Origin of the sequence: Burkholderia sp. Bp9015, assembly GCF_003853505.1 — a bacterium.
Classification (GTDB): domain Bacteria; phylum Pseudomonadota; class Gammaproteobacteria; order Burkholderiales; family Burkholderiaceae; genus Burkholderia.
Genome location: NZ_QTPZ01000015.1, coordinates 56,119 through 82,403, shown reverse-complemented (window position 1 = coordinate 82,403; position 26,285 = coordinate 56,119). Strand labels below are relative to the sequence as shown.

Here is a 26,285-nt window from a genome sequence, read left to right as displayed (position 1 = left end):
CGAAGACCGATCGCGCAGCGATCTCACGACGCCTGCGCCGGCGCTTCGATTCGCTCCATGCCGCCCATGTACGGACGCAGCGCCTCGGGCACCGTGACCGAACCGTCGGCATTCTGGTAGTTCTCCAGCACTGCGACGAGCGTGCGGCCGACCGCGAGGCCGGAGCCGTTCAGCGTATGCACGAGTTCCGGCTTGCCCTGCGCGTTGCGGAAACGCGCCTGCATCCGGCGCGCCTGGAACGCTTCGGTGTTCGAGCAGCTCGAGATCTCGCGATAGGTGTTCTGCGCGGGCAGCCACACTTCGAGGTCGAACGTCTTCGCGGCCGAGAAGCCCATGTCGCCCGTGCACAGCGTGATCACGCGGTACGGCAGGCCGAGCTTCTGCAGGATCGCCTCCGCGTGGCCGACCATCTCGTCGAGTGCCGCATACGACGCGTCCGGCGCGACGACCTGCACCATCTCGACCTTGTCGAACTGGTGCTGGCGGATCATCCCGCGCGTGTCGCGGCCATACGAGCCGGCTTCGGAGCGGAAGCACGGCGAATGCGCGGTCAGCTTGATCGGCAGCGCGGAGCCTTCGACGATCGACTCGCGCACGGTGTTCGTCAGCGAAATCTCGGACGTGGAGATCAGGTACTGCGTGATCGTGTTTTCGGCGCCGCCCTTCTCGACGCGGAACATGTCGTCCGCGAACTTCGGCAGCTGGCCCGTGCCGTACAGGATCTCGGGATTCACGATGTACGGCGTGTACGTCTCGCTGTAGCCGTGCTGCAGCGTGTGCGTGTCGATCATGAACTGCGCGAGCGCGCGGTGCAGGCGTGCGATCGAGCCGCGCAGCATCGTGAAGCGTGCGCCGGCGAGCTTCGCGCCGGTTTCGAAATCGAGGCCGAGCGGCGTGCCGACGTCGACGTGATCCTTCACCTCGAAGTCGAACTGGCGCGGCGTGCCCCAGCGGCGCACTTCGACGTTGTCGGCTTCGTCCTTGCCGACCGGCACGCTTTCGTGCGCGATGTTCGGCATGCCCAGCATCAGGTCGGACAGGCGCGTCTGGATCTCGCCGAGCTTGGCCTCCGACGCCTTCATTTCGTCGCCGATCCCGCCGACTTCGGCCATGACGGCCGACGTGTCCTCGCCCTTCCCCTTCATCGCGCCGATCTGCTTCGACAGGCTGTTGCGGCGCGCCTGAAGCTCTTCGGTACGGGTCTGGATCGCACGGCGTTCCGCTTCGAGGGCGGAGAACGCGGCGACGTCGAGGGTGTAGCCGCGATCGGCGAGGCGCTTCGCGACGCCGTCGAGGTCTTTGCGCAGCAACTGGATGTCGAGCATGGGAGGACTTGGAAAATCGTTGTGTAAGACGGGAATTCTAACGCACCGCGGGGCCGCCACGGCATTGGCCGGATGGACAGTGCCGCAAACGCGCGACGGGCGTGGCAGTATCGCATTGCCGGCCTGCGCGCCCGCAGCCGGCGAAGCGCGTTGCGCGACGCCGCGGCGCAGCGCGCGACAGCCGCCCCGGCCGGGCGCAACGCGGCGGGCAACGCACCCGTCTTCGCATCACCATCACCCGAGGGAACCCGATGGCCATCGAACTGGACAAGGATGTTCGCGACCGCGCGATCGCGTCGCTGCAACGGTATTTCACAGAAAACATGGACGAGCCGATCGGCAACATCCAGGCCGGTGCGCTGCTGCATTTCTTCGTCGAGGAAATCGCGCCGGCAATCTACAACCTCGCGATCGCCGATGCGCAGGCGCGCCTGCACGCACGGGTCGCCGAGCTCGACATCGACTGCCACGAGGAGCCGTTCGAGTACTGGAAGAAGCAGCCGGGCCGCCGGCGCTGACACGCCCCCCGGCAGCGCCGGCCGTCGGGCCGCGCGCAGCCGGTCAGTCCTTCTTGCCGGCCTCGCGGTCGAGCTCGCGCAGCCACGCGAGCTTGTCGGCGATCTTCGATTCGAGCCCGCGCGGCACCGGCTTGTACCAACGCGGCTCGCGCATCCCTTCCGGAAGATACGACTCGCCGGCCGCATAGGCATTCGGCTCGTCGTGTGCGTAGCGATACGCATGGCCGTAGCCGAGTTCCTTCATCAGCTTGGTCGGCGCATTGCGCAGATGCACGGGCACCTCGCGCGACTTGTCCTGCTTCACGAACGCCATCGCCTGGTTGAACGCGTTGTAGCCCGCATTGCTCTTCGCCGCGCACGCGAGATAGATCACCGCCTGCCCGAGCGCCAGCTCGCCTTCGGGCGAGCCGAGCCGCTCGTAGGTCTCGGCCGCGTCGTTCGCCACCTGCAGTGCGCGCGGATCGGCGAGGCCGATGTCTTCCCACGCCATCCGCACGATGCGCCGCGCGAGATATTTCGGATCCGCGCCGCCGTCGATCATCCGGCAGAACCAGTACAGCGCACCGTCCGGGCTCGAACCGCGCACCGACTTGTGCAGCGCCGAGATCTGGTCGTAGAAGTTGTCGCCGCCCTTGTCGAAGCGCCGCGCGTTCAGCGTCATCGCGCTGCTGACGAACTCGGCATCGATGGTCGTGACCTTGGCCGAGGCTGCGGCCGTCTGCGCCTGCTCGAGCAGGTTCAGGAAGCGCCGCGCGTCGCCGTCCGCATAACCGATGAGCGTATCGATCGCCTTGTCGTCGAACGCGAGCCCGTCGAGCGCGATTTCCTGCGCGCGCTTGAGCAGCTGACGCATCTCGTCGTCGTTCAGCGACTGCAGCACGTACACCTGCGCCCGCGACAGCAGCGCCGAGTTGACTTCGAAGCTCGGGTTCTCGGTCGTCGCGCCGATGAAGGTCACGAGCCCCGACTCGACGAACGGCAGCAGCGCATCCTGCTGCCCCTTGTTGAAGCGGTGGATTTCGTCGACGAACAGGATCGTGTGGCGGCCGGTGCGATTCAGCGTGTCCTTCGCCTGCTCCATCGACTCGCGGATGTCCTTCACGCCGCCGAGCACCGCGGACAGCGCGATGAACTCGCAGTCGAACGCGAGCGCGGTGAGGCGCGCGAGCGTCGTCTTGCCGACGCCGGGCGGCCCCCACAGGATCATCGAATGCGGCTTGCCGGATTCGAACGCGAGCCGCAGCGGCTTGCCTTCGCCCAGCAGATGCGTCTGGCCGATCACCTCGGCGAGCGTCTTCGGCCGCAGCGCCTCGGCGAGCGGCCGGCGCGGCTCGACTTGAAACAGGTCGGACATGAACCCTCGCTCCAGATCAAACGATGGCGGCCGAACGGGCCGCCGGACCCGACATTATGACAGCCGCGCGACTGCACCGCCGCGCCTGGTGCTTGCGCCCGATCCCGACGCCCGATGCCCGCGCCCGATGCCCGCGCCCCAAAAAACAACACGGGCCTGCCGTCGCCGGCAGGCCCGTGTCGGGAAAACGGCGTGGTGCCGATCAGCCGTTGATCACGTCCGCGCCCTTCGGCACGACGAACTTGAACGTATCGCTCTTCAGCGGCGGGTTCGTCTGGATGTTCGTGAACGTGAGCAGCGTGACGTTGCCGAACACGTCGTGCAATTCCATCGCGGCGAGCGTGCCGTTGCGGAAGCCGATGCCGATCCGCTGGAATTGCGTGTCCTGCGCCTTCGGCAGCATCTCGAGCCACTCGATGCCACCCTTCTCGCCGGCATCGCGCAGCGTGTAGTTCTTGTCGAGATCGTTGCTGCCGAACAGGATCGCGGCCGGGCTCGCGCCCAGCGCGCCGTTCAGCTTGCGTTCGGTGACCTGGTTCAGGTCGCGGTCGTACACGTAGAGCTTGTCGCCGTCGGCCTGCAGCACCTGCTGGTACGGCTTCTGGTACGTCCAGATGAACTTGCCCGGACGCGAGAACACGAACGTGCCGCTCGAGTTGTCGTTCGGCTTCGGCGCGGCCTGCACGGCGCTCGCGCCCTTCGCCGGCGCCTTGACGATCTGCTGCGTGAAATCGCCTTTCGCCGAGCGCACCTGCGACACGAAGGCCTTCAGCTGCTCGGTGCCGCCCGCGAACGCGTGCGTCGCCGCGAGCATCAGCGATGCGCCGGCGAGCGCCGCGCCGAGCCAGCGCCGCGTCGAACGAAGGGACACTGCGAACGAATGTTGCTGCATATTGCGGTTTTCTCCCTGGGTGGCCGGCGCTGCGGGCGCCGCGGACTCATTCCGCGTCGCGCGCCGGCACAAGAATTTCGCGGTTGCCGCTCGACGACATCGCCGACACGAGCCCCGACTGTTCCATCTGTTCGAGCAGCCGCGCCGCGCGGTTGTAGCCGATCCGCAGATGGCGCTGCACGAGCGAAATCGACGCGCGGCGGTTCTTGATGACGATCTCGACCGCCTGGTCGTACAGCGGATCAGACTCCTCGCCGCCTTCGCCGGTTCCCGTGCCGGCCGAGCCCTCGTCGCCGTCGGCCGTGCCGCCTTCGAGCAGCCCTTCGACGTAGTTCGGCTCGCCCTGCTCCTTGAGCTTCTCGACGACGCGATGCACTTCGTCGTCGGCGACGAATGCGCCGTGCACGCGCACCGGCAGCCCGGTGCCCGGCGGCAGGTAAAGCATGTCGCCCATCCCGAGCAGGGATTCGGCGCCCATCTGGTCGAGAATCGTGCGCGAGTCGATCTTCGACGACACCTGGAACGCGATCCGCGTCGGCACGTTCGCCTTGATCAGGCCGGTAATCACGTCGACGGACGGACGCTGCGTCGCGAGGATCAGGTGGATGCCGGCCGCGCGCGCCTTCTGCGCGATCCGCGCGATCAGTTCCTCGACCTTCTTGCCGACGACCATCATCAGGTCGGCCAGCTCGTCGATCACGACGACGATGTTCGGCAGGCGGCCGAGCGGTTCAGGATCGTCCGGCGTCAGGCTGAACGGATTCGGAATCTTTTCCTCGCGCTTCGCCGCTTCGTCGATCTTGTTGTTGTAGCCCGCCAGGTTGCGCACGCCGAGCTTGCTCATCAGCTTGTAGCGGCGCTCCATCTCCGCGACCGTCCAGTTCAGCGCATGGCCGGCCTGGCGCATGTCGGTGACGACCGGGCACAGCAGGTGCGGAATGCCTTCGTAGACGCTCATTTCGAGCATCTTCGGATCGATCAGGATCAGGCGCACCTGCTCGGCAGTGGCCTTGTACAGCAGCGACAGGATCATCGCGTTGATCCCGACCGACTTGCCCGAACCGGTCGTGCCGGCGACCAGCAGGTGCGGCATCTTCGCGAGGTCCGCGCAGACCGGCTTGCCGCCGATGTCCTTGCCGAGGCTCAGCGTCAGCGCCGACGACGCGGCCGCATAGACTTCCGAGCCGATGATCTCGGACAGGTGGACCGTCTGGCGGCGCTGGTTCGGCAGCTCGAGCGCCATGTAGTTCTTGCCGGGGATCGTCTCGACCACGCGGATCGACACGAGCGACAGCGAACGCGCGAGATCCTTCGCGAGGTTGACGATCTGGCTGCCCTTCACGCCGGTGGCCGGCTCGATCTCGTAGCGCGTGACGACCGGGCCCGGATACGCAGCGACGACGCTCGCCTCGACACCGAAGTCCTTCAGCTTCTTCTCGATCAGGCGCGACGTGAATTCGAGCGTATCGGCGGAAATCGCTTCCTGCGTCTTCGGCGCGGGATCGAGCAGCGACACCGGCGGCAGCGTCGAATCGCCCGGCAGGTCGGTGAAGAGCGGCACCTGGCGCTCGCGCTCGACGCGCTCGGACTTCGCCGGCGTGACGACCGGCGGCACGATCGTCACGGGTTCGTGATCCTCGATGCGCACACGCTCCTCTTCGACCTTGCCTTCGCGGCGCACGGCCGCGGCCTCGCCGAGCTTGCGGTCGCGCTCGGCCTCGCGGCGCAGCTTAGCGACGTTGACGGCGGACAGGATCGCCCCGCCCACGCGCTCGGCGACCGACAGCCACGAGAAGCGGAAATACAGCGACAGGCCGATCGCGAGCAGGATCAGCAGCAGCAGCGTGCCGCCGGTGAAGCCGAACGCGTGCGACATCGCACCCGCCACGGCCTCGCCGATCACGCCGCCCGGTGCGCGCGGCAGCTGCACCTTCAGCGACCACATGCGCAGCGCCTCGATGCCGTCGCACGCGAGCACGACGAGCACGAACGCCAGGATCTCGGTGAGCCAGCCGATCGGCCGCTCGGGTTCGTCGGCGACCGCCTCGTGGCGCGTGATGCGCCGGTAGTTGACCGCGATGCGCCGCCCGAGCGGCACGATCAGCCAGTAGGCCGACAGGCCGAACAGCAGCAGGATGATGTCGGCCGTCCACGCGCCGACGCGGCCGGCCCAGTTCGAGATGTGGTCGACCTGCGCGGCGTGCGTCCAGCTCGGATCGCGCCGGCTGTAGCTCAACAGGGCCATCACCAGAAAAGCGCAGAGCGCGACCTGGAGAATCCAGCGGATCTCCGTGAGGAGCTTCGACATCCGGTGCGGCAACGCCTGTGCCTGGGCGGAATAAGGAGCTTTTGCCATGAATCCGTATAAAGAGGACGGGCCGCGCGCCCGCCTGTCGTTCGATCGCGCTTATTGTAAACGCTGCACCGGGGCGCCAAGTGTAAATGACGGTTACATAAGAGGGTCGGGGCGGCCGAAGCCGATACCCGCGCACGCGATCCGGCCGCCGGTCGGCCCGTGACGCCCGGCCGCGGCAATGCGCCGCCACGGGCCGCAGCCGCCCGCCCCCAACCCGACCCGCCCAACCTGCCCCGCCACTGCTGGCGATCCGCCGACGAACGCTATCGCCACGATTGAAACTCTCGTTCGGCAGCGCAGCAACGGGGCCTTTATAATGCGCGTCTGATACCCATCTACGACGGCATCCCGGTCAACCCAGACCGTCCGGCGAGCCTTACCCCGCCCGCCGCGGCCGCCCTTTACGGATTCGCACATGTCCACGCCCAAACACGCCAAAGTCCTGATTCTCGGTTCCGGCCCCGCCGGCTACACGGCTGCCGTCTACGCGGCTCGCGCCAACCTGTCCCCGGTGCTGATCACCGGCATCGCGCAGGGCGGCCAGCTGATGACCACGACCGACGTCGAAAACTGGCCGGCGGACGCGAAGGGTGTGCAAGGCCCGGAACTGATGGCGCGCTTCCTCGAGCACGCCGAGCGTTTCAACACCGAAATCGTCTTCGACCACATCCACACCGCGAAACTGCACGAAAAGCCGATCCGGCTGATCGGCGATTCGGGTGAATACACGTGCGACTCGCTGATCATCGCGACCGGCGCATCCGCACAGTATCTCGGCCTGCCGTCCGAAGAATTGTTCATGGGCAAGGGCGTGTCGGCCTGCGCGACCTGCGACGGCTTCTTCTACCGCAACCAGGAAGTCGCGGTGATCGGCGGCGGCAACACGGCGGTCGAGGAAGCGCTCTACCTGACGGGCATCGCGAAGAAGGTCACGGTGATCCACCGCCGCGACAAGTTCCGCGCCGAGCCGATCCTGATCGACCGCCTGCTGGAGAAGGAAAAGGAAGGCGTCGTCGACATCAAGTGGGATCACGTGCTCGACGAAGTGACGGGCGAGGATTCGGGCGTCACGGGCCTGCGCATCAAGAACGTGAAGACCGGCGAGAAGCAGGACCTCACCGTGCAGGGCGTGTTCGTCGCGATCGGCCACAAGCCGAATACCGACCTGTTCCAGGGCCAGCTCGAGATGAAGGACGGTTACATCCTGACGAAGAGCGGCCTGCAGGGCAACGCGACGTCGACCAGCGTGCCGGGCGTGTTCGCCGCCGGCGACGTACAGGACAACGTGTACCGCCAGGCGATCACGAGCGCCGGCACGGGCTGCATGGCCGCGCTCGACGCGCAGCGCTACCTCGAAAGCCTGCACGACAAGAAGTAAGCGTCGAGCCTTCGCGCGCCGGGCGCTACAATGGCGTCCGCTGCCGCGAAGCGGGCTTGACCGGAAAGCCGCTGCCGTCGCGCAGCGGCTTTTTTTGTGCCCGCGCGCCCGAACGCGCCTGCCCGGTTACCGAATCATGGCGAAGAACCAGCCCCATCCGAGCGATCCCGCGAAGCGGAAGATCGCCGCCCGTCCCGCAAACCCGGCGCCCGCGGCGCCGCCGCCCGCGCCCGACGCCGCCGCATTGCGCGGCCAGGGCCTGGCCGGCCTCGGCGCGTTGCGCAAGTCGCTGCAAGGCGAAGCCGATCGCCGCGACCGCGAGCGCATCGAAACCGCGAAGGCCGAACGCAAGGCGGAAGCCGACGCGAACCTGTTCCGCAACGAAATCGGCGCGATCCAGCCGCTGAACGCGCCGCCGCGCGCGAAATCCGGCCGTACGCTGCCCGACCCGGTGCCGAAGCAGACGCAGCGCGACGAGGAAGCCGTGCTGAACGCGACGCTGTCCGACGAATTCGATCCCGAGACGCTGCTCGACAGCGACGAATCGCTGTACTACCACCGCCCCGGCATCAGTCGCGACGTCGTGCGCAAGCTGAGGAGCGGCGCGTGGATCGTGCAGGCGCAGATCGACCTGCACGGGATGCGGCGCGACGAGGCGCGCGATGCGCTCGCCGAATTCATCCGCGAAGCCGGCAAGAAGGGGCTGCGCTGCCTGCGCGTGATCCATGGCAAGGGGCTCGGCTCGATCGGCAAGGAACCCGTGCTGAAAGGCAAGGTGCGCGCGTGGCTCGTGCAGAAGGAAGAAGTGATCGCGTTCTGCGAGGCGCGCAGCCACGACGGCGGCGCGGGCGCGGTGCTCGTGCTGCTGCAGCCGCTCGCGGCGCCCGCCGATCGGGGGCCGCGTGCCGCATCCTAGGCTGACGCTCGCGATCGCGGTACTGGAGGCGATCGCGACGCTGGCGTTCGCGATCTCGGGCTTCATCGAGGCGCGCAAGAACCGTCTCGACTCGGTCGGCACGTTCGTCGTCGCGCTCGCCACCGCATTCGGCGGCGGCACGCTGCGCGACATCCTGCTCGAACGCCGGCCGTTCTACTGGGTCGTGCACGACGACTACGTGATCGCGATCTTCGTGCTCGCGCTGTTCGCGCCGTTCGTGTTGCGGATGCTGTCGCGGCTGTCGGCCGAGCGACTGCTGCTGGTGGCCGACGCGATCGGGCTCGGCATCTTCAGCATCTCGGGCACCGCGATCGCGCTCGATGCCGAGATGCCGCGCTTCATCGCGGTGATGATGGGCGTGATCACGGGCGTGGTCGGCGGGATCATCCGCGACGTGCTGTGCAACGACATCCCGCTGATCCTGCGCGATTCGCGGCCGTACGCGACCTGCGCGTTCGTCGGCTGCTGGTTCTACCTGCTGCTCGCGTGGCTGCAGTTCGACTCGGTGTACAGCGTGCTGCTCGCGACCGGCTTCATCCTCGTCGCGCGGCTCGCGACCTTCAAGTTCGACGTGCGGTTGCCGCACTGATCGCCGCCGCAACACCGGACGCACCGCCAGAAACAAAAGGGGCCGCTCCTTCGAGACGGCCCCTTCTTCATTCAGCGCAACCGCGGCCTCACGCGATCCGCTCTTCCGATGCCGGATCGAACAGCACCGCCTTCGACACGTCGAACAGCAGCGACTGCGTCTGCCCCGGCTGCGGGTTCGCGGCCGGGTGCACGCGGCTCACGATCCGCTTGCCGTTGACCTGCGCGAACACGTGCGTGTCCGGCCCGGTCGGCTCGGTCACGTCGACGCGCACGTCGATCGGCTGCAGCTTCGACGCCTCGCCGTGGTGCGCATTGCGCGCGTCGGTGATGCGCTCCGGACGCAGGCCGAGGATCACCTCGCGGCCCACGTGGCCGTTCATCCGCTTCGCGTCGAACGGCAGGTTCAGCGCGCTGCGCGCGAGGCCCGTATCGATCTCGAGCGCGACCCCGCTGCCCTGCTCGACCAGGCGGCCGTTGATGAAGTTCATCGGCGGCGCGCCGATGAAGCCCGCGACGAACAGGTTCGACGGCGAATCGTAGATTTCCTGCGGCGCGCCGAACTGCTGGACCACGCCGTCCTTCATCACCGCGATCCGGTCGCCGAGCGTCATCGCCTCGATCTGGTCGTGCGTCACGTAGACGATCGTCGTGCCGAGGCGCTGGTGCAGCAGCTTGATTTCCGCGCGCATCTCGATGCGCAGCTTCGCGTCGAGGTTCGACAGCGGCTCGTCGAACAGGAACAGCGACGGATCGCGCGCCAGTGCGCGGCCCATCGCGACGCGCTGGCGCTGGCCGCCCGACAGCTGGCCCGGCTTGCGGTCGAGCAGATGCTGGATCTGCAGCATCGCCGACACGCGCTCGACGATCTGCTGCTGCTCGCTCTTCGGCACCTTGCGGATGTTCAGGCCGAACGAGATGTTCTCGCGCACCGTCATCGACGGGTACAGCGCGTACGACTGGAACACCATCGCGATGTCGCGATCCTTCGGCGACAGGTCGTTGACGACCTTGCCGTCGATGCAGATCTCGCCGCTCGTCACGGTCTCGAGACCGGCGATCATGTTGAGCAGCGTCGACTTCCCGCAGCCCGAGCCGCCGACCAGGATCAGGAACTGTCCGTCCTCGATCTCGATGTCGACACCCTTCAGGACCGGCACCCCGTTCGGGTAGGTCTTGTACACGTCACGGATGGAAAGGCTTGCCATGCTGTGAATCCTCTGTCTCGTCTCGCGCGGCGCCACGGCGCCGCGTCGGGTTCGTTTCGATGCGCCGCGCGTCGTGCGCGGCCGGTTCCTCGTATCGGATGAAGCCGCGCTTACCCCTTCACCGCGCCCGCCGTCAGCCCGCGCACGAAGTAGCGGCCGGCGACCACGTAGACGAGCAGCGTCGGCAGCGCGGCGATGATCGCGCCGGCCATGTCGACGTTGTATTCCTTCACGCCCGTCGACGTGTTGACGAGGTTGTTCAGCGCAACCGTGATCGGCATCGAGTCGACGCCGGAGAACACGATCCCGAACAGGAAGTCGTTCCAGATCTGCGTGAATTGCCAGATCAGGCACACCATGAAGATCGGCAGCGACACCGGCAGCAGGATCTTCGTGAAGATCGTGAAGAAACCCGCGCCGTCGATGCGCGCGGCCTTCACGAGCTCGGCCGGCACGCTCACGTAGAAGTTGCGGAAGAACATCGTCGTGAACGCGATGCCGTACACGACGTGCACGAACACCAGGCCCGGAATCGTGTTGGCGAGGCCGAGCATCCCCTGCAGGCGCGCCATCGGCAGCAGGATCACCTGGAACGGGATGAAGCAGCCGACCAGCATCATCGTGAACAGCGCATCCGCGCCGCGAAAGCGCCAGTGCGTGAGCACGTAGCCGTTGAACGCGCCGATCAGCGACGAGATCAGCACGGCCGGAATCACCATCTGCAGCGAGTTCAGGAAGAACGGCTTCATGCCGTCGCAGCGCACGCCGGTACACGCGCCGCTCCACGCCTTCACCCACGGATCGAAGGTCCAGTGCGTCGGCGGCGTCAACAGGTTGCCGGTACGCAGCTGGTCGAGGTCCTTGAAGGACGTCGACAGCATCACGTAGATCGGGAACAGGAAATACAGCGCGAACAGGATCAGCGCCGCATAGATCACTGCCCGGCTGATCGTCACTTTAGGCTGCATTGCGGGTGCTCCTCGATTCCATATACATCAGCGGCACCAGCACCGCGACCACGGTCGCGAGCATCATCACCGACGACGCCGCGCCGAGCCCGAGCTGGCCGCGGTTGAACGAAAACGTGTACATGAACATGGCCGGCAGCGACGACGACGTGCCGGGGCCGCCCGCCGTCAGCGCGACGACCAGGTCGAAGGTCTTGATCGTGATGTGGCAGAGGATCAGCAGCACCGAGAAGAACACCGGGCGCATGCTCGGGATCACGATCTTGCGGTAGATGGTCGGCAGCGTCGCGCCGTCGACCTGCGCGGCCTTGAAGATCTCCGCATCGACGCCGCGCAGCCCGGCGAGGAACAGCGCCATCACGAAGCCGGTCGACTGCCACACGGCGGCGATCACGATACAGAAGATCGCCTTGTCCGGATCGTCGAGCCAGCCGAACGAGAAGCTCGTCCAGCCCCAGTCGTGCATCACCTTCTCCAGGCCGAGGCCCGGGTTCAGGATCCACTGCCATGCGGTGCCCGTGACGATGAACGACAGCGCCATCGGATACAGGAAGATCGCGCGCAGCGCGCCTTCGTTGCGGATCCGCTGGTCGAGCAGGATCGCGAGGAACAGCCCGAGCGCGACGCAGATCGCGATGAACGGAATCCCGAACCAGCCGAGGTTCGCGGCGGATGTCCACCACACGTCGTTCTGGAACAGATCCGAATAACGGCCGAAGCCGTCGAATTCGTAGTTCGGCAACAGCCGCGAATTGGTCAGCGACAGATAGCCGGTAATCAGGATGAAGCCGTAGATGAACACCACGGCGATCGCGAGGCTCGGCGCGAGCACGAGCTTCGGAATCCAGCGATCGGCGAAGGCCGACATCGGCGACGTGCGCCGTGCGGCGGCAGCGCCGGATCCGTTTCCGCTAAGAGGGGCAGCCACTTGATTCGACTCCTGGAACGAGGGTGACGCAGGCCGGGCCGGCGCCGGGTACGACACGGGCCCGCGAGCGAGCCCGTTTGCTGCACATGCAGGAACGCCCGGCCGATCCTGCGCTTCCGGCCGGGCGCCTGTCGCGCTTTACTTCACCTTCGCGGCCTTCGCGAGCGCGGCGACCGCGCTCTTCGAATCCTGCTGCGAGTTCATGAACTTCGTCACGACGTCGGTGATCGCGCCGGCCGTTGCATCGCCCTGCGCCATCCCGTGCGCGAGCGACGGCACGAAGCCGCCCGACTTGATCGCGGTCTGCTCGTCGGCATACGACTTCTTCGCGCAGTCGTCGAACTTGTCCATCTTCACGCCGAGGCGCACCGGCACCGAGCCCTTCAGCAGGCTGAACTGCTCCTGGAAGTCCGGCGTCATGATCGTCTTCGCGAGTGCGACCTGGCCCGGCGTCGCGTCCTTCTGCCCCTTCTGCTGGAAGAACACGAACGAGTCGACGTTGAACGTGTACGAATTCGCCGTACCCGGCACCGCCGCGCAGATGTAGTCCTTGCCCGCCTTCTTGCCGGCGTTCTCGAACTCGCCCTTCGCCCAGTCGCCCATGAACTGCATGCCGGCCTTGCCGTTGATCACCATCGCGGTCGCGAGGTTCCAGTCGCGGCCGTTGCGGCCCGTGTCGAAGTAGCCCTGGATCTTGCGCACCGTGTCGAACACCGACAGCATCTGCGGCGACGTCAGCGTGGCCTGGTCGAGATCGACGAGCGCCTTCTTGTAGAACGCCGGACCCTGCGACAGCACGACGTCTTCCCACAGCGTCAGGTCCTGCCACGGCTGGCCGCCCATCGCGACCGGCTGGATGCCGGCAGCCTTCAGCTTGTCGGCCACCGCGAAGAATTCGGGCCAGGTGGTCGGCACCTTCGCGCCGACCTTGTCGAGCGCGGCCTTGTTGATATAGAGCCAGTTCACGCGGTGCACCGAGAACGGCGCGGCGACGGTGTGGCCCTTGTACTTGATGATCTTGTCGATTTCCGGCGGCAGGTTCTGCTTCCAGTCGCCGGCGGCGGAATCGATGTTGACGAGCACGCCCTGGTCGGCCCAGTCCTGGATCAGCGGGCCCTTGATCTGCGCGGCCGACGGTGCGTCGCCGCTGATCACCTTGGTCTTCAGCGCGGTCATCGCCGCGGCGCCGGCGCCGCCCGCGACCGCGAAGTCCTTCCACACGTAGCCCTGCTTCTGCACGTCGTCCTTCAGCACGCCGACGGCCTTCGACTCGCCGCCCGAGGTCCACCAGTGCAGCACGGTTACGTTCTCGGCCGCCTGCGCCGCCACGGCGCCAGCCATCAGACCCGCGGCGCAGAGCGCGCCCATGATCGAGCGAACTTTCATTACTTATCTCCTCCAGACTGAATCAACTCGTGAGGTTCCCTGACGGGGAACCGGCTTCTTGATAAACGACGGGGAAATCGAGCCGCGGGACGCATTGCAGCGTACGGGGCCGATGACCGGCCGGGCTCTTACAGAAAGCGTGAATCGAGATTCAACGGCGTGTCTCCTCTTTGTGTTTCTGGCCCGCCGCGATGCCGCGGCGCGAGCCCGGGGGCGACGATGCGCGGACGATGCGCACCGTCAATGTCCGATAACATTCGGCACAAGGCGCTCCCGAAGGCGAAGCTCGCGCAGTTCATCGACCGCGCTTCTTTTTTTCTTCGCCCAGGTGCTACCCCTTGCGGCGGATTGTAGTTAAACTACAATTCAGTGTCAAAAATATTTTTATCGCACTACGGATCGCTTCCCAGCACCCCAATCGGCGGAGACACATGCATACCGATTCCAGCTTTACCTTCGTACTTTTCGGCGGCACCGGCGACCTGTCGATGCGCAAGATCCTGCCCGCGCTGTTCGAAGCGCACCGCGGCAACATGCTTGCGGAAAGCGGCCGGATCGTTGCCGTCGCGCGGCACGAATCGGATCGGGCCGGCTATCTCGAGTGGGTCGACACGCATGTGAAGCCGCATGCGGCGAAGGCGGCCGGCAAGGCATTCGACGAAAGCGTGTGGAAATCCTTCCTCGAGCGCATCGAATACGTGAAGCTCGACCTCGGCCGTGCGGAGGACTACGTCGTGCTGCGCGACGCGGTCGCGCAGCTGTCCGGCATCCGCGTGTTCTATCTCGCCACAGGGCCGTCGCTGTTCGTGCCGATCTGCAAGGCGCTCGCGTCGGTCGGCCTGAACGAGGGCGCGCGCATCGTGCTCGAGAAGCCGCTCGGCTACGACCTGAAATCGTCGAACGCGATCAACGACGCGGTCGGCGAGATCTTCGCGGAAGACCAGATCTACCGGATCGACCACTATCTCGGGAAGGAGCCGGTACAGAACCTGCTCGCGCTGCGCTTCGGCAATGCGCTGTTCGAGCCGCTGTGGCGCCGCGAATGGGTCGAGAGCATCCAGATCACGATCGCCGAGGAGCTCGGCGTCGAGGCGCGCGGCGATTTCTACGACAATACGGGCGCACTGCGCGACATGGTGCAGAACCACCTGCTGCAGCTGCTGTCGATCGTCGCGATGGAGCCGCCGCACTCGATGGATTCCGACGCGGTGCGCGACGAAAAGCTGCGCGTGCTGCGTGCGCTGAAGCCCATCGATCCGCGCGACATCGGCAAGGTCGCGGTGCGCGGCCAGTATCATGCGGGCGTGATCAAGGGCGCACAGGTGCCGGCCTATGCCACCGAGCCCGGCGTGAAACCCGACAGCCCGACCGAAACCTTCGTCGCGCTGAAGGTCGAGATCGAGAACTGGCGCTGGGCCGGCGTGCCGTTCTTCCTGCGCACCGGCAAGCGTCTGGCCGACCGCGTCGCGGAGATCGTCGTGAACTTCCGGCCGGTGCCGCACTCGGCGCTGGGCCCGACCGCGCTGCGCCCCGGTTCGAACCGCCTCGTGATCCGGCTGCAGCCGAACGAGACGATTCGCCTGTACTGCCTCGCGAAGCAGCCCGGCGAAGGGATGAACCTCGCGAGCGTGCACCTCGACCTCGCGTTCGACCAGTTCTTCAAGGAAGGGCAGATGGAGGCGTACCAGCGCCTGCTGCTCGACGTGATCAACGGCCGCCTCGCGCTGTTCGTGCGTCGCGACGAGCAGGAAGCCGCGTGGCGCTGGGTCGAGCCGATCCTGAACGAATGGGCACGCTCGCTGAAACCGCCGAAGCCGTACGCGGCAGGCACGTGGGGGCCGGCCGCGGCGAGCGCGATGCTCGCGCAGCACGGCACCTGCTGGCTCGAAGAAGAAAACTGATGCAAACCGTTGCCGTGCGCGCCAGCGCGCGGCAACGTGCCCCACGATTCGCACGAATTGAACAGACAAAGCAGTCCGGAGGAGATGTGATCGAGATCCACGCTTTCGACACCCAGGAAGCGCAAAGCGAAGCGCTCGCGCGCGCCGTCGGCGATGCGCTGCGCGCCGCGCTCGCCGGCCCCGCGCGCCCGACGCTCGCGGTGTCCGGCGGCACGAGCCCGCGCCCGTTCCTGCACACGCTGTCGCACGCAGCGCTCGACTGGGCCGGCGTCGACGTCACGCTGGTCGACGACCGCTGGGTGCCGGAGAACGACGCGGCCAGCAACGCGCAGCTCGTGCGCGACACGCTGCTGCAGCACGCGGCGGCCCCTGCCCGCTTCCTGCCGCTCGTCGACACGCGCGCATCGCTCGATGCGCACGTCGCCGCGCTCAACGCCAACGCCGACTACCGCGTGCCGAACGTCGCGGTGCTCGGCATGGGCGAGGACGGCCACACGGCATCGATCTTCGCGGACGCGCCCGAATGGGACTACGCGATCACGACGCCCGAGCGCTTCGTCGCCGTGCATCCCGGCGCCGCGCCGCATGCGCGCGTGAGCTTTTCGCTCGATGCGCTGAAGCGCGTCGAGCGGCTGTTCCTGTTGATCGCGGGCCCCGCCAAGCGCGACGTGCTCGACGCCGCGGCCGCGACGCTGCAGAAGAACGCGATTTCCCAACTGGCCAACGACAAGGGGACCCAGCTCGATGTCTACTGGTGCGCAAAGTAAGGCTGTCGTCGCGGGCCAGCATGCCGACGGCCCGCGCCTGCTCGCGGACGTCGGCGGCACCAACGCGCGATTCGCGCTGGAAACCGGCCCCGGCGAGATCACGCAGATCCGCGTCTATCCCGGCGCCGACTACCCGACGCTCACCGACGCGATCCGCAAGTATCTGAAGGACGTGAAGATCAGCCGCGTGAACCACGCGGCGATCGCGATCGCGAACCCGGTCGACGGCGACCAGGTGACGATGACCAATCACGACTGGAGCTTCTCGATCGAGGCGACGCGCCGCGCGCTCGGCTTCGACACGCTGCTCGTCGTCAACGACTTCACCGCGCTCGCGATGGCGCTGCCGGGCCTGACCGATGCGCAGCGCGTGCAGATCGGCGGCGGCGCGCGCCGCCAGAACAGCGTGATCGGGCTGCTCGGGCCCGGCACCGGGCTCGGCGTGTCCGGCCTGATTCCGGCGGACGACCGCTGGATCGCGCTCGGCAGCGAAGGCGGTCACGCGTCGTTCGCGCCGCAGGACGAGCGCGAGGATCTCGTGCTGCAGTACGCGCGCAAGAAGTTTCCGCACGTGTCGTTCGAGCGCGTGTGCGCGGGGCCCGGCATCGAGATCATCTATCGTGCGCTCGCCGCGCGCGACAAGAAGCGCGTCGCCGCGACCGTCGACACGGCCGAGATCGTCGAGCGTGCGCATGCGGGCGACGCACTCGCGCTCGAGACGGTCGAATGCTTCTGCGGGATCCTCGGCGCGTTCGCGGGCAGCGTCGCGCTGACGCTCGGCGCGCTCGGCGGCGTGTACATCGGCGGCGGCGTCGCGCTGAAGCTCGGCGAACTGTTCACGCGCTCGTCGTTCCGCGCACGCTTCGAGGCGAAGGGCCGCTTCACGCAGTATCTCCAGAACATCCCGACCTACCTGATCACCGCCGAATATCCGGCGTTCCTCGGGGTATCGGCGATCCTCGCGGAGCAGCTGTCGAACCGTTCGGGCGGCGCGTCGTCGGCCGTGTTCGAGCGGATCCGCCAGATGCGCGACGCGCTGACGCCGGCCGAGCGCCGCGTCGCCGATCTCGCGCTGAACCATCCGCGCTCGATCATCAACGACCCGATCGTCGACATCGCGCGCAAGGCGGACGTGAGCCAGCCGACGGTGATCCGCTTCTGCCGCTCGCTCGGCTGCCAGGGGCTGTCGGACTTCAAGCTGAAGCTCGCGACCGGCCTCACCGGCACGATTCCGATGAGCCACAGCCAGGTCCATCTCGGCGACACGGCCACCGACTTCGGCGCGAAGGTGCTCGACAACACGGTGTCCGCGATCCTGCAGCTGCGCGAACACCTGAACTTCGAGCACGTCGAGAACGCGATCGAGATCCTGAACGGTGCGCGCCGCATCGAGTTCTATGGGCTCGGCAACTCGAACATCGTCGCGCAGGACGCGCACTACAAGTTCTTCCGCTTCGGAATCCCGACGATCGCGTACGGCGACCTGTACATGCAGGCCGCATCGGCCGCGCTGCTCGGCAAGGGCGACGTGATCGTCGCGGTGTCGAAGTCGGGACGCGCGCCGGAGCTGCTGCGTGTGCTGGAGGTCGCGATGCAGGCCGGCGCGAAGGTGATCGCGATCACGTCGAGCAACACGCCGCTCGCGAAGCGCGCGACCGTCGCGCTCGAGACCGATCACATCGAGATGCGCGAATCTCAGCTGTCGATGATCTCGCGAATCCTGCATCTGCTGATGATCGACATCCTCGCGGTCGGCGTCGCGATCCGTCGCGCGTCGACCAACGGCGAGCTGCCGGAGGCCGTCGCGCAGGCGCGCGCACGGGCGAGCGACGACGAAACGGCCGACGTGCTCGACTGGCTGAGCCACGGCGCGTCACCGGCGGCGAAGGACGTCGCGCGGGATTGACGCTTCGGCGAAACGCCGTCGATACACGACACCCCGAATGCTGGATTCAAGCCCGGCGTTCGGGGTGTTTCACATGTGCGGCACCGCCCCGCACCACAGCGGCCCGGCAGGCATCGACGATGCCGTCTGCCGAGGGCTGCGCGTGACTCATACGTTCGTACACGCCCCTATTTTCGAACAAGTCCAATTGTCAGCAGTTGCCCAGGCTCGGTAACTTCCTTCGCTCCCCGTGATGCGGCCATCCCGGTTCGACGCGAGAAATGACGCGTTTCTCGCAGAACCCCGATTGGCATCGACAGCATCACGTTCATCCAGTTTGCGGAGAGGGATATGCCTAGACCACGCTTTTCAGCCGCATGGGCAGCAGCAATGCGCATTTATGCGCCGATAAATTCCACGGAGAAAGTTGCGCGAACGATTGGGGGCAACGTGGCCACCAATATCCAGCGATCGGGCAAAGCAGAAGTGATCAAATCCCCCGCCTTCGCTGGGAGGCAGCACCCGAGACGATAGGCAGGGGATCGTTCTCTTCGAGGTTTCAGCCTCGTCGATAGCCTGAGAGAGGAATACTATAATGAACAATACCTATGCCTTTGGTACACATCGAGATCTCACGCCGATGGAGCTGTTTTTCCTTGTCTTTGTCGATGAGACATGCAAGGAGCTTGGTGTTGACGATGTAGCAGCGGTGGTTGCCATTGTGGCCGGTCAAAATTGGATGCCAACACGAGCAAAGCCTTTTGGTACCACGCCGGGTACTTCTGTTGCGTCGATATTGAGTCGCAAGTATCTGGACTACGATTTGAAGAAGAAGATCCTCCCAACGCTGACCAACGCCAGCGTTAAGCGCTTGAGGTTCATTCTGGTGAGAAACATCGGGGTTTTCGTTGGGCGCGCGGTTCCTGTCGTTGGCTGGGTCATTGCTGCCAACGATGTCACGATGATCAGCATTCGTTCCGTGTCGCGCTATAACGCGCTTGTTAAGCCTGAGGACAAGGTGTTCTGATGAGCCAATTTACATGGAACGAGTTTCAGGATTTTGTGAGAAGGGAGGCCGGTGTTAGTCCCCAAAAAATTCTCACAAAAGGTCATGCCATCGAGGGTGATTTGGATATCACTGGCGACGATGCGATCGAGTTTATGGAGAGCTTCTTCGATAAGTTTCCGGTGCAAGTTGGAGATTTTGAGTTCAATCGCTACTTCTCAGGAGAGGGCTTCAGCTTGATTGAAGTGGCGCGGATGGCTTTCTCCAGAAAACGCCGAGAAAAATATGACAAAGTGCCACTGACTCTAGGCATGCTCTATCAGGCTATTTTGGATGGAGAGTGGAACAATCAGCGCTTGGAAAGTCTGCCGCGCTGATCGTACCTCGCCAAATAGACCGGTTTATTTTTTAGGCGATGTGTTGGATCTGTGCACGCGTCTGGAGCCTGCCATGAGACAAAATCCGCTGTTCCAGCGTGTGATATTTTTGGCACTGACGTTGGCGGCACAATCGGGCCATGCAACAGATACGACATCGTCGCCACAAGCCAGCGCCCGAACCTACGCCCAGAATTACAAGGACATGGTGCTCGCCGAGTGTGTCGCGACCGCGTATCGGAATGAACCGTCCGCTGCGATGGACGCGGGATGCAGCGCGAGTGCGCTGATGGACTGGACGTACTTCGATCTTGAACGGAATCCCGACGCGGGCAAATCGCTAGTCAATCGTTTTCTTGCACGCGACTATCGCAATCCGATCGTCGAGTCCGAAATCAAAGGCGTCGGGTTCGATTTTTTGAAATGCCTGGACCTGTACCACAGCAAGGAACTCGACGCTCAGGTCAAACGGTTCGTCATCAACCCGAAGCGCAGCTATCGACTCGATAATCGCTCGTCAGACCGCTCCAGGTGAGGCCGATCCTCCCGCACCGCTCAAGCCCCCGCTTTCACCGGCCGGCCATGCCAGCGCAGCACGAGGTAACGCCCGACGAAACACAGCACGCCGCAGACGCCGATCGTCACACCCATCGCGAACGGCGTGCCGTCCGCCAGTGCGCCGATCGCGATGCTCGCGAGCGCGCCGAGCGCGAGCTGCATCGCGCCGAACACGGCCGCCGACGCACCCGCGTTGTGCGGATAGCGGTGCATCAGGTCGGTCGTGCAGTTCGCGGACAGGATCCCGACCACGCCGACGACGAAGAACAGGCACACGACGATCGACCACAGCCCGCCCAGTCCCGTCAGCGCGACGAATGCGACCGCGAGCGACGCGACGCAGCTCACGAGCGACGCGGTCGCGATGAGGCGCAGCGAGCCGACGCGGCCGACGAGCCGCGTGTTCGCGAAGTTGCCGATCATGATCCCGACGACGTTCAGGCCGAACAGCAGCCCGTAATGCTGCGGCGACACGTGGAAATACTCGATGTACACGAACGGCGTCGCGGTGATGTAGGAGAACATCGACGCGAACGCCATCCCGCCGCACAGCATGTGCCCCCACGCGACCGGATCGGACAGGATGCGCCCGTACGACGCGAACGACGCGAGCACGGCCGTGCTCTTGCGCCGCTCCTTCGGCCAGGTTTCGGGCACGCGCAGGTACGCGGTCGCCGCGCACAGCGCGCCGAACGCGGCCAGCACGACGAACACGCCGCGCCAGCCGGCGAAGCGCAGGATCTGGCCGCCGATCAGCGGCGCGAGCAGCGGCCCGACCGCGGTGACGATCGCGACCATCGACAGCACCTTCGCCGCATCGGTCGGCTCGTGCGCGTCGCGCGCGATCGCACGGGCGAGCACCGACGCGGCGCCCGCGCCGAGCGCCTGCAGGAAGCGCACGAGGATCAGCATGTCGATCGAGCCCGACACGAAGCAGCCGACACTCGCGAGCGTGAACAGCGCGATGCCGCCGAGCAGCACGGGCCGGCGGCCCCACGTATCGGACAGCGGACCGTACAGCAGCATGCCGATCGAGAAGCCGGCCATGAAGCTCGTCAGCGTGCGCTGCGCGGCGCCGGGGCTCACGGAGAAGCCGTCGGCGATCGACGGCAGGCTCGGCAGGTACATGTCGGTGGCGATCGGCCCGCAGGCGGCGAGAGCACCGAGCAACAGGATCAGCCGGGCATCGGGCCGGCGCCGGACGACGTGGGACATGGGTATCCGCAATGGAGGCCCGCGCGCATCGGGGCACGCGTGGCGGTGAAGACGGGAGGCTACGCCGCAAGCGGCGCGTTCAAGCACATGATTGTACGCGCAACTTTTTCGCGTGCCGCGCGCGGTCTGCCGCGCCAGGCTGGAACACGCGCGCATGACCGGCGTCGCGGCAGACCGCGCGCGGATTCGATTAAGCTTGCTGCTCCCCGCCTCTCTTGTCTGATCAATCCGACGCACGACCGACCCGATGACCGCCTTCCTGCTGATCTGGAGCCCCAAGAAATGGCCGTGGCCCGAGCTGCCCGACGTCGCCGCGCGCGTGAAGGCCGGCGATGCCGTGCACGACGTGTGGGGCTGCGGCTTCGCGCGCGGCATCCTGCCGGGCGACCGTGTGTTCCTGCACCGCGTCGCGCAGGAGCCGAAGGGCGTGTTCGGCTCGGGCTACGTGACGCGCGCGCCCTACGAGGTGCCCGACCCGGCGACGAAGCGCGGCTACCGGCTGTGCATCGATTTCGTCTACGACTGGCTGGTCGACGCCCACCAGGACGTCGTGATCCCGCGCGACGCGCTGCGCGCGCATCCGTACTCGGTGCAGACCTGGGACGCTCAATCCTCCGGCACGTCGATCAAGCCGATGGTCGAAGGCCCGCTCGAGAAGCGCTGGGCCGAGCTGACCGGCAAGCGCCGGTCGCCACGATAAGCGGGCCGGATCGGCCGCGCGCCGTTCGCGCCGGCCAATCCCCCACGCGCGCAAAGGCCGCAGACCCGGCCGCGGGCCCGCCGGGCGCGTCTCCGGTACAATCAGACGATCGTTCCGCTCAGGCGCCGCGGCCCGTGCACAGGCCCCCGCGCCCTTCTCTCGCAGGTTTCGCACATGTCCAACAATCAGATCCTCTTCGAACGCGCCCAGAAGACCATCCCGGGCGGCGTCAACTCGCCGGTGCGCGCCTTCCGTTCGGTCGGCGGCACGCCGCGCTTCGTGTCGCGCGCGCAAGGCCCGTACTTCTGGGATGCCGACGGCAAGCAGTACATCGACTACATCGGCTCGTGGGGCCCGATGATCGTCGGCCACGTCCATCCGGAAGTGCTGTCGGCCGTGCAGAACGTGCTCGCCGACGGCTTCTCGTTCGGCGCGCCGACCGAAGCGGAAATCGAGATCGCCGAGGAAATCTGCAAGCTGGTGCCGTCGATCGAGCAGGTGCGGATGGTGTCGAGCGGCACCGAGGCCACGATGAGCGCGCTGCGTCTCGCGCGCGGCTTCACGGGCCGCAGCCGCATCGTCAAGTTCGAGGGCTGCTACCACGGCCACGCGGACAGCCTGCTGGTCAAGGCCGGCTCGGGCCTGCTGACGTTCGGCAACCCGACGTCGGCCGGCGTGCCGGCCGACATCGCGAAGCACACGACCGTCCTCGAATACAACAACGTCGCCGCGCTGGAAGAAGCGTTCGGCGCGTTCGGCCACGAGATCGCCGCGGTGATCGTCGAGCCCGTCGCGGGCAACATGAACCTCGTGCGCGGCACGCCCGAGTTCCTGAACGCGCTGCGCGCGCTGTGCACGAAGCACGGCGCCGTGCTGATCTTCGACGAGGTGATGTGCGGCTTCCGCGTCGCGCTCGGCGGCGCGCAGGCGTACTACGGGATCGCGGCCGACCTCACCTGCCTCGGCAAGGTGATCGGCGGCGGGATGCCGGCTGCCGCGTTCGGCGGCCGCCGCGACATCATGGCCCACCTCGCGCCGCTCGGCGGCGTGTACCAGGCCGGCACGCTGTCGGGCAACCCGATCGCGGTCGCCGCGGGCCTGAAGACGCTGCAGCTGATCCAGGCGCCCGGCTTCTACGACGCGCTCACCGCGCAGACGAAGCGCCTCGCCGACGGCCTCGCGGCCGAAGCGCGCGCGGCCGGCGTGCCGTTCGCGGCCGACTCGATCGGCGCGATGTTCGGCCTGTACTTCGCCGAGCGCGTGCCGACCAGCTTCGCGGAAGTCACGAAGAGCGACACCGAGCGCTTCAACCGCTTCTTCCACCTGATGCTGGACGAAGGCGTGTACTTCGCGCCGTCCGCGTACGAGGCCGGCTTCGTGTCGAGCACGCACGACGACGCGGTGATCGACGCGACGCTCGCGGCCGCGCGCCGCGCGTTCGCGGCGCTGGCCGCCTGACCCGGGTCCGCACGCATGTTCTCGGATACCGATTTCGCCCACATGCAGCGCGCGCTGACGCTCGCGGCGCGCGGCATGTATACGACCGCGCCGAACCCGCGCGTCGGCTGCGTGATCGTCAAGGACGGCGACGTGATCGGCGAAGGCTTTACGCAGCCGGCCGGCCAGGACCACGCGGAAGTGCAGGCGCTGAAGGACGCGCGCGCGCGCGGCCACGACGTCGCCGGCGCCACCGTGTACGTGACGCTCGAGCCGTGCAGCCACTTCGGCCGCACGCCGCCGTGCGCGAACGCGCTGATCGACGCGCGCGTCGCGAAGGTCGTCGCGGCGATGGAAGACCCGAATCCTCAGGTGTCCGGGCGCGGCCTCGGAATGCTGCGCGACGCGGGCATCGACGTGCGCTGCGGGCTGCTCGCGCATGAAGCGGGCGAACTGAACATCGGCTTCGTGTCGCGTATGACGCGCGGCCGCCCGTGGGTGCGGATGAAGACGGCCGCGTCGCTCGATGCACGCACCGCGCTGCCGTCCGGCGAAAGCCAGTGGATCACCGGCGAGGCCGCGCGCCTCGACGGCCACGCCTGGCGCGCGCGCGCGTGCGCGATCCTCACCGGGATCGGCACCGTACGCGAGGACAACCCGCTCCTGACCGTGCGCGGCATCGACACGCCGCGCCAGCCGCAGCGCGTGCTGGTCGACAGCCGCCTCGACCTGCCGCTCGATGCGCGCCTGCTCGAAGGCGCGCCGCTGCTGATCTTCTGCGGCCGGCTCGATGCCGCCGGCGAAGTGCGCGCGAACGTGCTGAAGTCGCGCGGCGCGGAAATCGTGCCGCTCGCGAATGCGCACGGCAAGGTCGACCTGCCCGCGATGCTGGCGGCGCTCGGCGCGCGCGGCGTCAACGAGCTGCACGTCGAGGCCGGCCACAAGCTGAACGGCTCGCTGCTGCGCGAGCAGTGCGTCGACGAGCTGCTGGTCTATCTCGCGCCGAGCCTGCTCGGCAGCGACGCGGCCGGCATGTTCGACCTCGCCGCACCGGCGAGCCTCGACGCCCGCACGCGGCTCGCGTTCCACAGCGTCGAGCGGATCGGCGACGATCTGCGGATCCTGGCGCGTGTCGCGCCGCCCCCTGCCACGCATTGAACGGAGCCGTCACGATGTTTACCGGAATTGTCGCGGCCGTCGGCCGCATCGAATCGATCACCCCGCTCGGCGCGTCGCCCGACGCGGGTGTGCGGCTGACCGTACAGGCCGGCGGGCTCGACCTCGCCGATGTCGCGCTCGGCGACAGCATCGCGATCCAGGGTGCGTGCATGACGGTGATCGCCAAGACCGGCACCGGATTCGACGTCGACGTGTCGCGCGAAAGCCTGAACCGCACGGTCGGGCTCGCGCAACCCGGCGAAGTGAACCTCGAGAAGGCGCTGCGCGCGCACGACCGCCTCGGCGGGCACATCGTGTCGGGCCACGTCGACGGCCTCGGTACCGTGACGCGCTTCGCGCCGGTCGGCGAGTCGCACGAGCTGCGCATCGTCGCACCGCGCGAGCTCGGCCGCTATCTGGCGTACAAGGGCTCGATCACGGTCAACGGCGTGAGCCTGACCGTCAACACGGTCGACGATCGCGCCGACGGCTGCGAATTCTCGATCAACCTGATCCCGCATACGGTCGAGGTCACGACGCTGCGTCACGTGACGGCCGGCGACAAGGTCAATCTCGAAATCGACATGATCGCGCGGTATGTCGAGCGGATGATGTCGGCATCGCAGGGCGTGCATCAGGACTGATCCGGCGGTTCCGCCCCCTGGGCAGGGATTGGCGGCTGGCGGCTCGGCGCGGCACCTGGCCTGATGGCCAACGACGCGCACGCGCCATCCCGTCGCGCTAAGATGCAACGGCAGCGTTTTCGGCGCCGCGACGCACGGTGCGCCGCGTACCGGCTGCCCCTTTTCCTCCAGGAGTCGTCCCCATGTCCATCTCGATGTACCAGGCTTCGCTGCCCGTCCTGATCCGCGGCCTGACCAACCTGCAGCACATCCTCGGCAAGGCGCAGGCGCATGCGGCCGAGAAGCAAATCGACCCGTCGGTGTTCATCGGCGCACGCCTCTATCCGGACATGCTGCCGCTCGTCCGCCAGGTGTACATCGCGACCGACACGGCCAAGGGTTGCGCCGCCCGGCTCGCCGGCGTCGACATCCCGAGCTTCCCCGACGTCGAGCAGACGTTCGACGAACTGCATGCGCGCATCCAGAAGACGATCGACTACCTGAAAGGCTTCGACGCCGCGCAGATCGACGGCAGCGAAGAACGCCAGGTCGTGCTCAAGATGCGTGTCGGTCCGATCGAGTTCACCGGGCAGTCGTACCTGCTGAACTTCGTGCTGCCCAACTTCTTCTTCCACGTGACGACGGCGTACGACATCCTGCGTCACAGCGGCGTCGAACTCGGCAAGCTCGACTACCTCGGCGGCCGCAACGACCACGCGTGACGCACGGCGGGGCCCCGGCCAGCCTGCGGCTGCCTGACATCGGGCGGGCCGCGGCGGCCCGGGCAGGCCCGCCTCGCAGGCCGGTCGCGCCGCGTTTC

Annotated in this window: 24 protein-coding genes; 15 read left to right on the top strand and 9 right to left on the bottom strand. The window is 66.8% G+C overall.

Annotated features, from left to right (window positions below):
• Positions 1 to 23: 23 nt before the first annotated feature.
• Positions 24 to 1,325: a serine--tRNA ligase gene (serS, locus tag DIE12_RS17885; protein WP_044849213.1), complete on the bottom strand. Its 1,302-nt coding sequence runs from the start codon at positions 1,323 to 1,325 to the stop codon at positions 24 to 26.
• Positions 1,326 to 1,576: 251 nt separating this feature from the next.
• On the opposite strand from serS, the gene DIE12_RS17880 reads away from it, so the two are divergent.
• Positions 1,577 to 1,843, top strand: coding sequence for a DUF2164 domain-containing protein (locus tag DIE12_RS17880; RefSeq protein WP_124521649.1), 267 nt, complete (start codon positions 1,577 to 1,579; stop codon positions 1,841 to 1,843).
• 43 nt (positions 1,844 to 1,886) lie between these two features.
• On the opposite strand, the gene DIE12_RS17875 is transcribed toward DIE12_RS17880, so the two are convergent.
• The 3 genes from DIE12_RS17875 to DIE12_RS17865 form a co-directional block, all read right to left on the bottom strand.
• Complete coding sequence (locus DIE12_RS17875) at positions 1,887 to 3,197, bottom strand: replication-associated recombination protein A (protein WP_044849211.1); 1,311 nt, start codon at positions 3,195 to 3,197, stop codon at positions 1,887 to 1,889.
• A gap of 202 nt (positions 3,198 to 3,399) precedes the next feature.
• Complete coding sequence (gene lolA / locus DIE12_RS17870) at positions 3,400 to 4,089, bottom strand: outer membrane lipoprotein chaperone LolA (protein WP_044846204.1); 690 nt, start codon at positions 4,087 to 4,089, stop codon at positions 3,400 to 3,402.
• Between the two features lie 46 nt (positions 4,090 to 4,135).
• Positions 4,136 to 6,445, bottom strand: a complete 2,310-nt coding sequence (locus DIE12_RS17865) for a DNA translocase FtsK (protein ID WP_124521647.1) — start codon at positions 6,443 to 6,445, stop codon at positions 4,136 to 4,138.
• Between the two features lie 415 nt (positions 6,446 to 6,860).
• Between DIE12_RS17865 and trxB the strand changes: the two genes are divergently transcribed.
• The 3 genes from trxB to DIE12_RS17850 all read left to right on the top strand — a co-directional run bounded on the left by trxB (position 6,861) and on the right by DIE12_RS17850 (position 9,349).
• Positions 6,861 to 7,823, top strand: coding sequence for a thioredoxin-disulfide reductase (gene trxB / locus DIE12_RS17860; RefSeq protein WP_044846206.1), 963 nt, complete (start codon positions 6,861 to 6,863; stop codon positions 7,821 to 7,823).
• A gap of 136 nt (positions 7,824 to 7,959) precedes the next feature.
• Positions 7,960 to 8,739 carry a Smr/MutS family protein gene (locus DIE12_RS17855; protein ID WP_124521646.1) on the top strand — a complete coding sequence of 260 codons (780 nt, stop codon included), beginning with the start codon at positions 7,960 to 7,962 and terminating at the stop codon, positions 8,737 to 8,739.
• On the top strand, positions 8,726 to 9,349 hold the full coding sequence (locus DIE12_RS17850; RefSeq protein WP_044846208.1) for a trimeric intracellular cation channel family protein: 624 nt from the start codon (positions 8,726 to 8,728) through the stop codon (positions 9,347 to 9,349). The genes DIE12_RS17855 and DIE12_RS17850 overlap by 14 nt, the downstream gene beginning before the upstream one ends.
• A gap of 88 nt (positions 9,350 to 9,437) precedes the next feature.
• Here the strand turns inward: DIE12_RS17850 and DIE12_RS17845 are convergent, their stop codons facing one another.
• The 4 genes from DIE12_RS17845 to DIE12_RS17830 all read right to left on the bottom strand — a co-directional run bounded on the left by DIE12_RS17845 (position 9,438) and on the right by DIE12_RS17830 (position 13,838).
• Positions 9,438 to 10,556 (bottom strand): ABC transporter ATP-binding protein, encoded by a 1,119-nt coding sequence (locus DIE12_RS17845; protein ID WP_124521644.1) that lies wholly within the window; start codon positions 10,554 to 10,556, stop codon positions 9,438 to 9,440.
• A 110-nt stretch (positions 10,557 to 10,666) separates the two neighbouring features.
• Complete coding sequence (locus tag DIE12_RS17840; protein WP_044846210.1) at positions 10,667 to 11,524, bottom strand: carbohydrate ABC transporter permease; 858 nt, start codon at positions 11,522 to 11,524, stop codon at positions 10,667 to 10,669.
• Entirely contained in the window at positions 11,514 to 12,452 is a 939-nt protein-coding gene (locus tag DIE12_RS17835; protein ID WP_124487779.1) for a carbohydrate ABC transporter permease, read from the bottom strand. The genes DIE12_RS17840 and DIE12_RS17835 overlap by 11 nt, the downstream gene beginning before the upstream one ends.
• Positions 12,453 to 12,590: 138 nt before the next feature.
• Positions 12,591 to 13,838 (bottom strand): ABC transporter substrate-binding protein, encoded by a 1,248-nt coding sequence (locus DIE12_RS17830; RefSeq protein ID WP_124521642.1) that lies wholly within the window; start codon positions 13,836 to 13,838, stop codon positions 12,591 to 12,593.
• A gap of 431 nt (positions 13,839 to 14,269) precedes the next feature.
• Here DIE12_RS17830 and zwf point away from each other — a divergent pair, with 431 nt between their 5' ends.
• The 6 genes from zwf (at position 14,270) to DIE12_RS17800 (ending at position 20,309) form a co-directional block, all read left to right on the top strand.
• The gene (zwf, locus tag DIE12_RS17825; protein WP_124487777.1) at positions 14,270 to 15,739 is read left to right on the top strand and encodes a glucose-6-phosphate dehydrogenase; all 1,470 of its coding nucleotides are present in this window, start codon (positions 14,270 to 14,272) and stop codon (positions 15,737 to 15,739) included.
• Positions 15,740 to 15,825: 86 nt separating this feature from the next.
• Positions 15,826 to 16,506 carry a 6-phosphogluconolactonase gene (gene pgl / locus DIE12_RS17820; protein ID WP_124521640.1) on the top strand — a complete coding sequence of 227 codons (681 nt, stop codon included), beginning with the start codon at positions 15,826 to 15,828 and terminating at the stop codon, positions 16,504 to 16,506.
• Complete coding sequence (locus DIE12_RS17815) at positions 16,484 to 18,412, top strand: bifunctional transcriptional regulator/glucokinase (RefSeq protein ID WP_124487775.1); 1,929 nt, start codon at positions 16,484 to 16,486, stop codon at positions 18,410 to 18,412. Before pgl ends, DIE12_RS17815 begins: the two co-directional genes overlap by 23 nt.
• Positions 18,413 to 18,986: 574 nt before the next feature.
• Entirely contained in the window at positions 18,987 to 19,418 is a 432-nt protein-coding gene (locus DIE12_RS17810) for an STM2901 family protein (RefSeq protein WP_124487774.1), read from the top strand.
• Positions 19,418 to 19,774, top strand: coding sequence for a DUF1493 family protein (locus tag DIE12_RS17805; protein WP_124521639.1), 357 nt, complete (start codon positions 19,418 to 19,420; stop codon positions 19,772 to 19,774). The genes DIE12_RS17810 and DIE12_RS17805 overlap by 1 nt, the downstream gene beginning before the upstream one ends.
• Before the next feature lie 73 nt (positions 19,775 to 19,847).
• The gene (locus tag DIE12_RS17800; protein WP_124487772.1) at positions 19,848 to 20,309 is read left to right on the top strand and encodes a type VI secretion system amidase immunity protein Tai4; all 462 of its coding nucleotides are present in this window, start codon (positions 19,848 to 19,850) and stop codon (positions 20,307 to 20,309) included.
• A gap of 20 nt (positions 20,310 to 20,329) precedes the next feature.
• Here the strand turns inward: DIE12_RS17800 and DIE12_RS17795 are convergent, their stop codons facing one another.
• Positions 20,330 to 21,547, bottom strand: coding sequence for a Bcr/CflA family multidrug efflux MFS transporter (locus DIE12_RS17795; protein WP_124487771.1), 1,218 nt, complete (start codon positions 21,545 to 21,547; stop codon positions 20,330 to 20,332).
• 247 nt (positions 21,548 to 21,794) lie between these two features.
• Between DIE12_RS17795 and DIE12_RS17790 the strand changes: the two genes are divergently transcribed.
• The 5 genes from DIE12_RS17790 to DIE12_RS17770 all read left to right on the top strand — a co-directional run bounded on the left by DIE12_RS17790 (position 21,795) and on the right by DIE12_RS17770 (position 26,187).
• Entirely contained in the window at positions 21,795 to 22,247 is a 453-nt protein-coding gene (locus tag DIE12_RS17790) for a hypothetical protein (RefSeq protein WP_124487770.1), read from the top strand.
• 174 nt (positions 22,248 to 22,421) lie between these two features.
• The gene (gene hemL / locus DIE12_RS17785) at positions 22,422 to 23,705 is read left to right on the top strand and encodes a glutamate-1-semialdehyde 2,1-aminomutase (RefSeq protein ID WP_124487769.1); all 1,284 of its coding nucleotides are present in this window, start codon (positions 22,422 to 22,424) and stop codon (positions 23,703 to 23,705) included.
• Positions 23,706 to 23,720: 15 nt separating this feature from the next.
• The gene (gene ribD, locus DIE12_RS17780; RefSeq protein ID WP_124487768.1) at positions 23,721 to 24,842 is read left to right on the top strand and encodes a bifunctional diaminohydroxyphosphoribosylaminopyrimidine deaminase/5-amino-6-(5-phosphoribosylamino)uracil reductase RibD; all 1,122 of its coding nucleotides are present in this window, start codon (positions 23,721 to 23,723) and stop codon (positions 24,840 to 24,842) included.
• A 14-nt stretch (positions 24,843 to 24,856) separates the two neighbouring features.
• Complete coding sequence (locus tag DIE12_RS17775) at positions 24,857 to 25,486, top strand: riboflavin synthase (protein ID WP_124521637.1); 630 nt, start codon at positions 24,857 to 24,859, stop codon at positions 25,484 to 25,486.
• Positions 25,487 to 25,668: 182 nt separating this feature from the next.
• Positions 25,669 to 26,187: a DUF1993 family protein gene (locus DIE12_RS17770; protein ID WP_124487766.1), complete on the top strand. Its 519-nt coding sequence runs from the start codon at positions 25,669 to 25,671 to the stop codon at positions 26,185 to 26,187.
• Positions 26,188 to 26,285: the final 98 nt, after the last annotated feature.